Origin of the sequence: Actinokineospora sp. PR83 (assembly GCF_021056305.1) — a bacterium.
GTDB lineage: Bacteria > Actinomycetota > Actinomycetes > Mycobacteriales > Pseudonocardiaceae > Actinokineospora > Actinokineospora spheciospongiae.
Map to the genome: position 1 here is coordinate 63,293 of NZ_JAJCXD010000123.1, position 12,120 is coordinate 75,412.

The 12,120-nt window shown below is 73.3% G+C and carries 8 protein-coding genes; 6 read left to right on the forward strand and 2 right to left on the reverse strand.

Annotated elements, in window-relative coordinates; translation table 11 throughout:
* The first annotated feature begins 28 nt into the window (after window positions 1-28).
* From L6E12_RS31790 to L6E12_RS31800, 3 genes are all read left to right on the forward strand, one after another.
* Complete coding sequence (locus tag L6E12_RS31790; protein WP_236231617.1) at window positions 29-1,018, forward strand: zinc-binding alcohol dehydrogenase family protein; 990 nt, start codon at window positions 29-31, stop codon at window positions 1,016-1,018.
* 78 nt (window positions 1,019-1,096) lie between these two features.
* A complete protein-coding gene (locus L6E12_RS31795) occupies window positions 1,097-1,690 on the forward strand; it encodes a hypothetical protein (RefSeq protein ID WP_236231618.1) in 594 nt (197 codons plus the stop codon).
* Between the two features lie 39 nt (window positions 1,691-1,729).
* Window positions 1,730-2,152 (forward strand): VOC family protein, encoded by a 423-nt coding sequence (locus L6E12_RS31800; protein ID WP_236231619.1) that lies wholly within the window; start codon window positions 1,730-1,732, stop codon window positions 2,150-2,152.
* Between the two features lies 1 nt (window position 2,153).
* On the opposite strand, the gene L6E12_RS31805 is transcribed toward L6E12_RS31800, so the two are convergent.
* Window positions 2,154-3,020 (reverse strand): trans-aconitate 2-methyltransferase, encoded by an 867-nt coding sequence (locus L6E12_RS31805; RefSeq protein ID WP_236231620.1) that lies wholly within the window; start codon window positions 3,018-3,020, stop codon window positions 2,154-2,156.
* Between the two features lie 264 nt (window positions 3,021-3,284).
* On the opposite strand from L6E12_RS31805, the gene L6E12_RS31810 reads away from it, so the two are divergent.
* The 3 genes from L6E12_RS31810 to L6E12_RS31820 all read left to right on the forward strand — a co-directional run bounded on the left by L6E12_RS31810 (window position 3,285) and on the right by L6E12_RS31820 (window position 10,819).
* Entirely contained in the window at window positions 3,285-5,591 is a 2,307-nt protein-coding gene (locus L6E12_RS31810; RefSeq protein ID WP_236231621.1) for a germacradienol/geosmin synthase, read from the forward strand.
* A gap of 341 nt (window positions 5,592-5,932) precedes the next feature.
* Window positions 5,933-8,176 (forward strand): LuxR C-terminal-related transcriptional regulator, encoded by a 2,244-nt coding sequence (locus L6E12_RS31815; protein ID WP_236231622.1) that lies wholly within the window; start codon window positions 5,933-5,935, stop codon window positions 8,174-8,176.
* A 297-nt stretch (window positions 8,177-8,473) separates the two neighbouring features.
* Window positions 8,474-10,819, forward strand: coding sequence for a LuxR C-terminal-related transcriptional regulator (locus L6E12_RS31820; protein ID WP_236231623.1), 2,346 nt, complete (start codon window positions 8,474-8,476; stop codon window positions 10,817-10,819).
* Here the strand turns inward: L6E12_RS31820 and L6E12_RS31825 are convergent.
* Entirely contained in the window at window positions 10,767-12,113 is a 1,347-nt protein-coding gene (locus L6E12_RS31825) for an FAD-binding oxidoreductase (RefSeq protein WP_236231624.1), read from the reverse strand. The genes L6E12_RS31820 and L6E12_RS31825 overlap by 53 nt on opposite strands.
* Window positions 12,114-12,120: the final 7 nt, after the last annotated feature.

Consider the following 12,120-nt stretch of genomic DNA (forward strand, 5'->3'; position numbering starts at 1 on the left):
ACTGGTACCCGCGTTCTACCTTTGCCATATGAGCACACCGACCACCGCCCGCGCCATCGCCGCCACCGCTCCCGGCCCCGTCGGGGCCGAGACCTCGTTCGTCGAGATCGACCTGGACCTGCCCGCCCTGGAACCGCACGACCTGCTGGTCGAGGTCCGGGCCGTCTCGGTCAACCCGGCCGACGTCAAGGTCAGGACGTCCTTCGACGGCGGCCCCCGGGTCCTGGGCTTCGACGCCGCGGGCGTGGTCACCGCGGTCGGCCCCGACGTCACCGCCTTCCGGGTCGGCGACGAGGTCTACTACGCCGGTTCCCCCGCCCGCCCCGGCTCCAACGCCACCCACCAGGTCGTCGACGAGCGGATCGTCGGCCACAAGCCGACCACCCTCGACTTCGCCGAGGCCGCCGCGCTCCCGCTCACCACCATCACCGCCTGGGAAACCCTCTTCGAGCGCATGGGCCTCACCGCCGACAGCACCGGCACCCTGCTCGTGGTGGCGGGCGCGGGCGGCGTCGGCTCGATGGTCGTCCAGCTCGCCCGCAAGCTCACCGGCGTGACCGTCATCGCCACCGCCTCCCGCCCGGAATCCCGCGAGTGGGCCCTCTCCCTCGGCGCCCACCGCGTGGTGGACCACCGCGAGCTGCGCGAGCAGGTGTCCGGCGTGAACTGGGTCTTCTCCCCGTTCTCCGAGGGCAACGTGGAGACCTACGCGGAGGTCATGGCCATCCACGGCCACGTCGTGGCGATCGACGAACCCGAGGGCCTCGACACCCTGCCGCTCAAGTCCAAGAGCCAGACCTGGACCTGGGAGCTGATGTTCACCCGCCCGCTGTTCGACCCGGAGAGCACCGCCCAGCGCGACCTCCTCGACGAAACGGCGCGACTGGTCGACGCGGGGGTGCTGCGGACCACGATGACCAGGAAGCTCACCCCCATCACCCCGGAGAACCTGCGCGCGGCCCACGAGGCGGTCGAGGGCTCGGCGATGATCGGCAAGATCGTCGTGGCCGCTGGGTGACCGGTGATCGGGACCGGTGCCCGCCCGATCCGCGGGCACCGGTCCGGGCCCGGGTGTCCGGTTTGTAGGGTTGCCGCCATGGCGAGCCAGAAGAAGCGCAACAACCGCAAACGCAACCGGCACAAGGGAACGACCACCGCGGCCGCGGCGTATGCCGCACGCCCGCCGCGCGAGGCGGAATCGGGCACCCGGGTGGCCCTGGTGATCGCCGCGGTCGTGGGCTGGATCGCCCTGTTCCCGCTGTTCTGGTTCGTCCTCGCCCCCGCCCTGAGCGAGGCGGTGGGCACCGTCCCGGTGCTCGACACGATCGTCGGCTGGCTCCCCGGCGGGCTCGCCATGGTCTACATCGGCGTCCTGGTCATGTTCTGGGACGAGATCCCGCAGCAGCGCCAGGGCGCCCACACGGTGACCGCGACCGTCCTGGGCGCGATCGGCCTGGTCACCTTCCCCGGCCTGGACGCGGAAGCGATGTACATCGGGTACTTCGCGGGCATCTACGCCAGCATCCTGTCGATGATCGCCTGGCTCCCCGCCTTCGGCGTCGTGGCCCTGGCCCGGCGGCCGTTCACCTCCTCCTGGGAGATCCCGCGCCGCTGGAAGGGCGCCACGATCATCGGCGCGGCGGTCCTCATGCTGTTCCTGGGCGCCGGTGTCATGCGGACGTGGTTCTGACCGCCGGGAATTGTCGGGGGTCGGCGCCAGCGTGCCCGCATGGCGATCCGGATCGATCTGACGCTCGACTGTGCGCACCCGACACCGCTGGCCGCGTTCTACAAGGCGGCGTTCGGGTACGAGGACGAACCCCCTCCCGCGCCGTTCGCGACGCGGGCGGAGTGGGTGGCGAGCTTCCCCGAGGACCCGGCCGACGACGCCGACGACGGGGCGTGGCTGCACGACCCGGAGGGGGTGGGGCCGCGGATCTTCTTCCAGCAGGTGAAGGAGCCGAAGGTGGGGAAGGTCCGGCTGCACCTGGACTTCCGGGTCGCCGGGACGGGGGCGCCGGAGGAGCGGTGGGCTCGGATCCGCGCCGCCGCCGAGCGGGTCGAGGGGTTGGGGGCTCGGCGGTTGGCGGACTTCGACGGCCACCACGTGGTGCTGGCCGACCCGGAGGGCAACGAGTTCTGCCTCGGCTGACCTACTCCTTGCGTCCGGTGTGGACGGTCAGGGCGTGCAGGAAGAAGACGTCCCGGCGGTGCAGGACGCCGTGCGGGGAGTCGGGGTCGAGCAGGGTCTCCAGGGTGGCCTTGTCATCGGGGAGCAGGGCGTCTGCCAGTTGGTCCCTGGCCATGGTGAGGCGGGTGTGGACACCCCGGCGGTCCTCCGCGGACAGGGGGGCGGGCAGGTCGGCCAGGAAGGTCTTCGTGCCCGCCGGGGCCAGGCCCGCCTTGGCGATCATGCCGGTCCAGTCCTCGACCGCGGTCGTCGCCTCGGGCAGGTCGGTGCGCATGTGGCTGAACCAGTCCTGGGCCGCGGCGTCCACCCTCGCCTCCAGGCCGGGGGTGCCCAGGCCGAGGTCGCGGGGCAGGCAGCGCGGTGGCAGGCCGCCCTCGACGACGGCCAGGACGCCACCGGGGCGCAGGGTGGCGGCCAGGGCGTCCACCGCGGCCTGCTGGTCGCCGACGTGGTGCAGGGCCCGGCTGGACCAGGCCAGGTCCACCGGCTCCAGGCCGTCGAGGCCGCCAGGGAATTCGGCGCGGTGGGTGCGGAAGCGGGCGCCCAGGCCCAGGCGCTCGGCGCGGGCGGTGGCCCTGGCCAACAGCCCGTCCTGGGCGTCGACGGCGATGACCTCGGCGTCGGGGAAGGTCTCGGCGAGCACGCAGGCGGCCAGCCCCGGCCCGCTGCCCGCGTCGACGACCCGGGCGACCGGCACGGTGGGCAGACCGCGGAGCCAGGCGGCGGCGTCGGCGTTGAAGCCGCGGTGCAGCGCCCCCTCCTGCTCCAGGATGTCGCCCATCGCCTCGTGGGAGTAGTCGTGGTGGCCGTGCGCCTCGTGGTTGTGCATGGCACCAGCCTGCCCCCGATCCGGGCACCTGGCAAAGATCATTGCCGATCCGGCAAAGCGCGGACCCGGCCCACCCCGAGCGCCGCGACCCCTTGATCGAGCAGCCGCGGGTGCGCCGCTCCCGCTCACGTGATCACGCAGCGTGTTCTGTTGCCCGAACGAGTGGAAAGCCGCAGAAGATCTTGGCGTGGGGCGCGCGGGTTGGTTGTCTGCACGCGAAGCCCTCGGCCCACGGGCCACCGCACGAGAGAGGTCGGGTGCCGTATGCAGCCGTTCGAGCTGCCCGAGTTCTACATGCCGTACCCCGCGCGCCTGAACCCCGACCTCGACGGCGCCCGGGTGCACAGCAAGGCCTGGGCGTACGAGATGGACATGATCGACGTCCCGCAGGAGGGGACGGTCATCTGGGACGAACACGACTTCGACTCCCACGACTACGCCCTGCTCTGCGCCTACACCCACCCGGACTGCCCCGGCCCGGAACTCGACCTGGTGACCGACTGGTACGTCTGGGTCTTCTACTTCGACGACCACTTCCTGGAGCTGTTCAAGCGCACCCACGACATGGCGGGCGCCCGCGCCTACCTGGACCGGTTGCCGCTGTTCATGCCGGTCGAGGGCGCGATCACCGAGGTCCCGACCAACCCGGTGGAGGCGGGCCTGGCCGACCTGTGGGTGCGCACCGTCCCCACCATGACCGCCGACTGGCGGCGCCGGTTCGTCGACAGCACCAAGGCCCTGCTCGACGAGTCGCTGTGGGAACTGGCGAACATCAACGAGGGGCGCCTGTCCAACCCGATCGAGTACATCGAGATGCGCCGCAAGGTCGGTGGCGCCCCCTGGTCGGCCAACCTGGTCGAGCACGCGGCGGGCGCCGAGGTCCCGCACGTCATCGCCGCCTCCCGGCCCATGCACGTGCTGCGCGACACCTTCTCCGACGCGGTGCACCTGCGCAACGACCTGTTCTCCTACGAGCGCGAGGTCCACGACGAGGGCGAGCTGAGCAACGGTGTGCTGGTGTTCGAGAAGTTCCTCGACATCAGCACCCAGGAGGCCGCCGACGCCGTCAACGACCTGCTGACCTCCCGGCTGCACCAGTTCGAGCACACCACGCTGACGGAGTTGCAGCCGCTGTTCGACGAGCACGGCGTCGACCCCGAGGGCAGGCTGAAGGTCCTCGCCTACGTCAAGGGCCTGCAGGACTGGCAGTCCGGCGGCCACGAGTGGCACATGCGCTCCAGCCGCTACATGAACAAGAACGCCCAGGCGACCCGGTCGCCGTTCCCGTTCGGCCCCTCGGGCCTGGGCACCTCCGCCGCCCGGCTGGTCCCGGCGCTGCTGGAGTCGCTGGCCGTGCGCGCCCGGCAGCACTCGAACGTCCCGTTCCGCCCGGTCGGCGCCATCCGCAAGCCCCCGATCGACCTCCCGTTCGGCACCACCCTGAGCCCGCACCTGGCCCAGGCCAGGGAGAACGTGGTCGAGTGGGCCGCGCGGATGGGCATCTTCGAGCCGGTGCCCGGCGGCCCGGCGCACGAGGGCGTGTGGACCGAGGAGAAGATCCGCGACTACGACCTCCCGCTGTGCGCGGCGGGCATCCACCCGGACGCGAGCGCCGAGCAGCTCGACATCACCTCCGGCTGGCTGGCCTGGGGCACCTACGGCGACGACCTGTACCCGGTCGTGTTCGGCCGCACCCCGGACATGACCGCCGCCAAGGTCACCACCGCCCGCCTGGCCGAGTGCATGTCGGTCGACGGGACGCCGGGCATCGTGCCGGTGAGCGCGCTGGAGCGGTCGCTGGTCGACCTGTGGCAGCGCACGTCGGCCCCGATGAGCCTGGAGGCCAGGGAGACGTTCCGGCGGACGATCGTGGTCATGACCGAGAGCTGGTTGTGGGAGCTGGAGAACATGCACCTCAACCGCATCCCGGACCCGGTGGACTACATCGAGATGCGCCGCAAGACCTTCGGCTCGGACCTGACCATGGCCCTGTCGCGGATCGGCCACGGCCAGGTGGTCCCCGCCCACATCTACCGGACCCGCCCGGTGCAGGCCCTGGAGAACTCCGCCGCCGACGTCGCCTGGATGATCAACGACATCTACTCCTACCAGAAGGAGATCCAGTTCGAGGGCGAGGTGCACAACCTCATCCGGGTGGTCGAGCACTTCCTCGACACCGACCTGGAACGCGCCGTCGACGTCGTCGGCCGGATGCTCGCCGACCGCCTGGACCAGTTCCTGCACGTCATCGAGGTCGAACTCCCCGCCCTGTTCACCGACTACGACCTCGACGCCGACGCCCAGGCGATGCTGCTGCACTACGCCGAGGAGCTCAAGCACTGGATCGCAGGCATCCTCATCTGGCACGAGGACTGCCGCCGCTACCGCGAGGAGGACCTCCTCCGCCAGTTCGGCCCCGCCTCCCCGGGCGCGGCGGCGGCAGCGGCGGGCCCGGTGACCGGCGCCGTGTCCACCTCGGGCCCGACGGTCGTGGCGAGCCTGCACGGCCCGACCGGCCTGGGCACCTCCGCCGCCCGCCTCGCCCCACCCGCCGCGGTGGCGGGCCGCTAGGCCCCGAGACCGCCTGCCCGGCCCCGAGCCCACCACGGGCTCGGGGCCGGGGTCCGTTCCGGGGAGGGCTCCCGCCCGGCGGTCCGGGTTCGCGACGGCCGAATGAACGAATCGGGGCGGGGAAGTGAAAGGAGGTGAACACCGCCGATGTGGGAGTTCGCGCGTGGGAATCCGCACATCGCACCCGCTTGACGGCGGGCATTCTCTTTCGTAGCTTACCGGTTGACGGCCCGGCAGCTCCACAATTTCATCACCGGTGCAGCGCTTTCAGGGAGTGCGGCAATTTGCGGACAACCGAGCTGACGAGCTTTGTCGGTCGACGTCGCGAGATCGACCAGGCGGTGGAACTGCTTTCCGGGAACCGGCTGGTGACCCTGTTCGGCCCGGGGGGTGTGGGGAAGACGCGGCTCGCCCTGCGCGTGGCGGCCGCCGCGGGGCCGTCGTTCCCCGACGGCGTGTGCGCGGTCGCCCTGGACTCGCTGGCGGACCCGGCCCTCCTGGCCCAGGAGGTGGCCGCCGAACTGGGCCTGCGCGACGTGCCGGAGGACGCCGCCGACAACGTCCTCGCCCACCTGCGGGACAAGTCGTTGCTGCTGCTCATGGACAACTGCGAGCACCTCGTCGACGCGTGCGCGGAGTTCGCGGGCAGGGTGCTGGCCGCCGCGCCCGGCGTGCGCGTCCTGCTGACGAGCAGGCACGTGCTGGGCGTCGAGGGCGAGCGCCTGCTGCCGGTGCGGTCGCTGCCGGTGCCGCGGCTGCGCGCGGGAGCCTGGGTCGGTGACGCGGACGCCGTCACGCTGTTCACCGACCGGGCGGCGACGGCGTCGCCGGGGTTCGAGGTGGGGCGGGCGGACCGCGAGGTCGTCGCCCGCCTCTGCGAACAGCTCGACGGGATACCGCTGGCGATCGAGCTGGCCGCCGCGTGGCTGAGCGTGCTGTCCCTGCCGGACCTGGCGCAGCGCATCGACAAGGGGTTCGGCCTGCCCGCCCGCGGCGGTGGCTCCCGGCACCCGCGGCACCGCACCCTGCCCGCCACGATCGACTGGAGCCACCGGCTCTGCTCGCCGGTGGCGCGAGCGCTGTGGGCGCGGCTCTCCGTCTTCCGGGGCGGTTTTTCCCTGGCGGCCGCCGAAGCGGTGTGCTCGGGTGACGGGATCGCCCCGGACGACGTGCTGCCCACCATCGCCGAACTGGTGGACAAGTCGCTCATCACGCGGGACGAGCACGACGGCGCCGCCCGGTACCGCATGCTCGAGACGATCTGCCAGTACGGGCACGACCGGCTCGTGGAGTCCGGGCAGGTGCAGCGGTTCCGGGTCCGGCACTGCCGCCACTTCCGGGCGGTCGCCGAGGCGATCGCCGAGGACTGGCACGGGCCCCGGCAGTTGGTGTACATGGCGCGGGTGCGGCGCGAGCACGCCAACATCCGCGCTGCGCTGCAGTTCGGCCTCGACCCCGCCGACCCGGTGCCGGACGCGGCGTGGCTCGCCGTCCGCCTGCACTTCTTCTGGATGAACTGCGGTTTCGTCGGCGAGGGCAGGCAGTGGCTCACCCGGGTGCTCGCGCTGGAGGACCTGCCGGACGAGGTGGTGGTCCACGCCCTCTGGGAGAGCGCCTACGCGGCCGCGGTGCTGGGGGACCACCCCGCGGCGCTCGAGGCGGGGCACCGGGGCGTGGCGCTGGCCAGGCGGACGGGCGACCCCGAGCTGCTCGCGTTCGCCCTGTACGGGCTGGGGACCGCGGCCGTGGTCACCGGGCAGCTCGAGCGCGCGGGGGCCTGCTTCGACGAGAGCATCGCCGCCTACTTCCAGATCGACGGCTCCGGCGCGCGGCTGTACCCGCCGTACCACGCGAGCGGCATGGTGGCCGTGCTGCTGGGCGACCCGGCGCGGGGTGAGGAGCTGGCCGCGCTCTGCCTCGCGCACCTGTCGGAGCGCGGTGAGCTGTGGGGGAAGGCCCGGGCCCACCACACGATGGCGCTCGCCAGGTGGAAGCAGGGCGACCTCGCGGGCGCGTACGAGCACGCGGCCGAGTGCGTGCGCCTCGCGGCGGGGTTCGACGACGGCAAGCTCGTCGCCTTCCAGGCGCAGATGCTGGCCGAGGTGGCGCTGGCCGCCGGGGAACGCGCCCGCGCCGCCTGCGTCCTCGGGCTGGTGGAACGGGTGTGGCTCGCGGTCGGCGGGTCGCTGCTGACCGGCGGCGCGGCCTTCGTGGAGCCGCACCGGGCCCGCAAGGCCGAGCTGCGCGCCTCGATGGGGGACGAGGCGTTCACGGCCGCGTTCGACCTGGGGACGGCCAAGGGCGCTTCCCTCGACCTCGCGGCGGAGTTCCTGCTGGAGCAGCTCGACCGGGGCGAGCAGGACACGGGCCCGCTCACCGCGCGCGAGATGGACGTGGCGGTGTGGGTGGCGCGGGGCAGGACCAGCCGGGAGATCGCCGAGGTCCTGTCCATCTCGCCCCGCACCGTCGAGGCCCACGTCGACCACATCCTGCGCAAACTCGGGTTCACCTCACGCGTCCAGATCGGCACCTGGGTCGCCTCGTACGCGCCCGGGCGGCTGAGCACCGGTGACGGGACCGGGTGACCGGCGCCCGCACCCGGACGGCGCGGCGACCGCCACCCCAGGTGAAGCCGACGTGCCTTTCCGGTTGCCGGGTGAAAAAGAGCTGAACCGCTCGGCTGATTCTCGCGCCGCGCACGCCGAATCCGGTGCGCGTTGACCTATGATTCCCCCGGGTTGCACGCGTGGACCAGGAGAGTGGGCATGGCGCGCGCAGTGTGCGGGAAATCGAGTCCGGAACAACTCGACTCGGCCTCGACAATTCCGCCCGGTGTCGGTCGCGGCTTTTCCGGCGAGGTCGCCGATTGGCAGTCGGCCGGATTGACGAGCTTCGTCGGTCGAAATGACGAGATCGCCTCGATCTGCGCGGCACTCGCCGACAACCGGTTGGTGACCATTTCCGGGCCGGGGGGTGCGGGGAAGACCCGGCTGGCCCTGCACACCGCCGCCCGGCAGCGCGGCGCGTTCGCCGACGGCAGCCGAACCGTCCCACTGGAGTCCACGCCCGCTTCGCCCGCCACGGCGGTGGCCGCGGAACTCGGCATCGAGGACGTCTCGCGGGACGCGGCCGAGCAGGTCGCGGCGTTCCTCGCGGACACGTCGCTGCTGCTGGTCCTGGACGGCTGCGAGCACCTGGCGCAGGCGTGCGCGGAGCTCGTGGAGAAGGTCCTGACCCGCGCACCCGGGGTGCGGGTCCTGGCGACGAGCCGCCACGTGCTGGGCGTCGACGGGGAGGCGGTCGTCCCGATCGGCCCGCTGCCGGTGCCCGTGGTGGCCGACGGCGAGCTGACCGGCCCGGCCGACGCCGTGGCGCTGTTCGCCGACCGGGCCGCGGCGGCGGCGCCGGGCTTCGCGGTGACCGACGCCAACCGGGACGCGGTGGTGCGCCTCTGCGCGCTGCTCGACGGGATGCCGCTCGCCATCGAGCTGGCGACCGCGTGGCTGCGCGTGCTGTCGCTGACCGACCTGCTGGAGCGGATCGAGGGCGGGCGCGGGCTGCCGCCCAGGGCAGGCAGGTCCAGACCCGACCGGCACCGGACGCTGGAGGCCGCCGTGGACTGGAGCTTCGGCCTGTGCTCGCCGCAGGAGCGGGCGCTCTGGGCTCGGCTGTCGGTGTTCGAGGGCGATTTCGGCCTGGCCGCCGCCGAGGCCGTGTGCGCGGGCGAGCCCATCGGGGCCGGGGGCGTGCTGGTCGCGCTGGCGGGCCTGGTCGACAAGTCCGTCGTGTGCCGCGAGCGGGACGACCGCTCGACCTACTACCGCATGCTGGGGACGACCCGCCGGTACGGCCGGGACAGGCTCGGGCGATCCGGCCGGACCGGGGAGTTCTGTACCCGCCACCTCCGGTACTACCTCGACCTCGCCGAGTCCGCAGGCGAGGGCTGGCTCAGCGCCGAGCAGACCGCGATCACCGCCCGGCTGCGGCGCGAGCACGCCAACCTGCGGGCTGCATTGGAGTTCGGGCTCGGCGACCCCGCCACCGGGCAGGCGGGCGCCCGCCTCGCGGCGCGGCTGGACCGGTACTGGGCGGCCTGCGGCCTGCTCGACGAGGGGCGGCGGTGGTTCGACCGGGCGCTGGCCCGGGACGACCTGCCGCAGGGCCTGCGCGCCGAGCTGCTCGCCTCCGCCGCCTGCGCGGCGGCCACGCTCGGCGACCGGGAGACCTCGCTGCGGCTGGCGGAGCAGGGGGTCCTGGTCGCGCGCCGGACCGGGGACGCCGAGCTGCTGTCGCGGGCACTGGCGGGCGAGGGCGTGGCGGCGCTGCACGCGGGCGACCTCGAGCGCGCGGAGGTGGCGCACCGGGAAAGCGCCCTGTGGCGCGACCGGGTGCAGCGCCCCGACCGGCACGCGCACCCACCCGACCTCGGTCCCGCACTGGTCGCGCTGGCCCGCGGTGACGCCCGGCGAGCCGGGGAACACGCCCAGCGCGTCATCGACTTCTCCCTCGGCTGCGGCGAGCTGTGGCACCGCTCGTACGGGCACTGCGTGCTGGCGATCAGCGCGTGGGTGCTCGGGGACGCGGACGCGACCCGGGGCCACGCGGCGGAGTGCGTGCGGATCGCGGCCGAGTTCGACGACCCCGTGTGCCTCGTCCTCATCGCCGAGACGCTGGCCGACGTCGCGGTGGTCACCGGGGACCACGCGCGCGCGGCGGGCATCCTCGGCCTGGCCGAACGCCTGTGGGAGCGGATGGGGGGCGCCCCGCGGCGCGGCAACCCGCTGCTGCCCCCCGCCCACCGCAGGTGCTCGGAGGTGCTGCGGCGCCTGCTGGGAGCCGAACGCTTCACCGCGGCGTACGAGGTGGGGGTCGCGAACAGCACCTCGCCGCAGCGCGCGGCGGAGTTCCTGGCGGGCGGGGCGGCCCGGGACCCCGGCCCGCTGACCCGGCGCCAGATGGACGTGGCGGAGCGCCTGGCCCACGGCCGGACGAACAAGGAGATCGCCGCGGAGCTGTTGATCTCACCGCGCACCGTCGACGTCCACGTCGACCACATCCTGCGCAAGCTGGGCCTGCGCTCCCGCGTGCAGGTCGGCGTCTGGTTCGCCGCGCGGGGGTGGACGGGGACGACCGCGGTGGCGGTCGCACCGCGGCCCTCCCCTCCCGCGCGGCGGATCAGTGGTAGCGACCCGGCGCGAGCACCCCGTCGGGGTCGAGCAGGTCCTTGATCCGGCGCACGAGCCGCCTGCCCGCGGCGTCGGGGCCGAGCTTGTCGGCCCACTCCGCGTGGTCCACGTCGATCCGGCACATCGTGAAGCCCGCCGCGGCGAACGACTCGTACAGCGAGTCGAGCGCCCGGTGCGCGCGTTCGGCCTCCTCCTCGGTCCGCTCGAACCTGAGCGCGATGATCGCCAGGGCGAGATCGGTGTCGAGGGTGAAGTACGTCGCGCCGTAGCGGACCCCGGTGTCCTCGTGCATCCGCTGGAGCAGCCGCTCGGAGCGCTGGACCGCGGCGCCGGAGATCGGCACCACCGGCAGGAAGAACACCAGCCCCGCCTTCTCGTCCGCCTGCTCGACGGGGTGGCCGATCTTCGCCGACAGCAGGTGGTCGCCCGGGTCGGGCTCACCCACGTACTCCAGGTCCACCAGCCGGGCCAGCTCCCGGTCCGGCTCCGCGAGGTCCGGGGTGCCCGAGTCCCACACCGCGGTGAACAGACCCGACTCCCGCGCATCGTCCACGACGATGGCGCTGAGCGCGTCGACCGCGCGCGCCGTCCCGTCCACGCACACGTGCACCAGGTACTCGCCGGGGCGGCCCCGGTACGCGACCGAGGCCGCCGGGTTGTAGACCCGCAGCGAGTTCTTGGCCAGGCCCTGCCGCACCCAGCGCCGGAGCACCCCGACCGCGGGGGACAGGTCGTGCGGGGCGAACTGCAGCCACACCACCCGCACCGCCTCCGGGCGCGGCGGCAGCCGCACCACGGCCGCCGTCACCACCCCGAGGTTCGACTGCACGAACGCGTGCAGCAGCGAGGGGCCCAGGCCCGCGGCGTAGGGCGGCCCGCCGTCGGGCCACCAGCCGACGTGCACCAGTTCCCCGTCCGGCAGCACGACCTCGAGCCCGATCAGGTCGTCGACCCGGGGCCTGCGCAGCCCGACGCCGCGGTCGAGGATGTTGCCCACGACGCTGGTGTGCGCCGACGACGCGGTGATGTTGACGATCCGGTCGGTCCCGGCCAGCCGCTCGGCGAGCCGGGCCTGCGTCACGCCCGGCTCGACCACGGCCCAGCCCTGCTCGACGTCGACGGCGCGGATCTCCTCCAGCGCCCCGAGGTCGAGCGCGACCACGTCGTCCCGGGCGGGCTCGCGGGAACCCAGGCCCCAGTTGCGCCCCGTGCTGAACACGTGGAACGACACGCCGTCGGCCCCGGCGACGATGTCCCGCACCTCCTGCGCGGTCCGGGGGCGCAGCACGTCGAGCACGGTCCGCTGGCGGAACATGCCGATGTTCGGTCCCAACACGCTCTTA